This window comes from Acidovorax sp. KPB24-07 (assembly GCF_057543315.1).
Genome location: NZ_BAAJYS010000697.1, coordinates 1 through 1,173, shown reverse-complemented (window position 1 = coordinate 1,173; position 1,173 = coordinate 1). Strand labels below are relative to the sequence as shown.

Sequence of the window (1,173 nt, the reverse complement as noted above, 5' to 3'; positions counted from 1 at the left end):
CGGGCACCGCCGCCGCGCGGCCACTGGGGCGGCACCGGCGCGAAAGCCATCGCCTCGCGCAGGCCCGACCAGGCGGGTGCGGGCTGGGGGGCTAAAAAGCGCAGTGCGCCTTGCGGGGCCTGCGCATAGGGCACGCCGCGAAACACGGCGACGCCATGGTCAAGGCGCCCCTGCAGCCCACCTCCGTGGGAAAGGTGCACGCACGGCACGGTATCCAGAGTCATTCAGTGGCCAATCCCAGTTTGTCGATCAACGGTTTCCAGACCGAAGTATCGCGTGCCGCCCAGGTGCGCGCATCCCCCGGGACGGACGTGGCCAGCGTCACGTTCATGGCCTCCATCCGCGCGCGGTAGGACGCATCGCCGCTGCGGCATTTCTCGGTCGCGGCGTTCAGCGTGCCCAGCAGCGCGGGCGGCGTGCCGGCCCGGGCCACCACGGCGATCCACGCGGTGCGGGCCAGGTCCTTGGCGGCCGGCAGGGCCTCGCCGATCGAAGGCACATCCGGCAGCAAGGGCGAGCGCTGCGGCGCGAACACCGCCAGGGGCACGAGCTTGCCCGACCTGGCATGCGGCGCGGCCGTGCCGATGACCAGCGTCATCGCCTGGATCTGCTGGCCCATGAGGGCCGTGAGGCCAGCGCCCTCGCCCACGAAGGGCACGTGCGTGCCGGACACGCCCATGCGGTCGAGCAGCGCCGAGGTCAGCAGGTGCGCCGGGCTGCCCTTGCCGGGCGAGCCGAAATCGAGCCCGCCCGGGTGGGCCCTGGCCTGGTCCGCCAGCTGCGCCAGCCGCGTGATGCCCAGCCCCGCCGGCACGGCCAGCACCAGCGGCGTGCTGCCCAGCACCGCCACGCTGTCGAAGTCGTGCAGCGGGTCGTAGGGCGGCTGCCGGTAGACGTAGGGCGTGATGGTCATCTGCGACATGCCGATGGTCATCAGCGTGTAGCCGTCGGCCGGCTGGGACTTGAGCGCATTGACCGCCAGGATGCCGTTGGCCCCCGGCTTGTTCTGCACCACCACGGGCTGGCCCATCTCGCGCGCGGCGCAGTCGGCCCAGGCGCGCGTCATCGCATCGGACGCGCTGCCCGGCGGCTGCTGGGCGATGAGCTGGATCGGCTTGGCAGGGTAGCCCGCGGGCTGGGCGCCGGCCGCGAAAGCCAGCGACGCGAACGCGG

Annotated in this window: 2 protein-coding genes; both read right to left on the bottom strand. The window is 72.9% G+C overall.

The features are described 5' to 3' along the window. The coding region (locus AC27IQ_RS25080) for a carboxylesterase family protein (protein WP_487091234.1) at window positions 1-200 on the bottom strand (200 nt) is incomplete at its 3' end. Between the two features lie 20 nt (window positions 201-220). Further along, window positions 221-1,173, bottom strand: a 953-nt coding sequence (locus tag AC27IQ_RS25075) for a Bug family tripartite tricarboxylate transporter substrate binding protein (RefSeq protein WP_487091233.1), incomplete at its 5' end; no start/stop codon positions are given.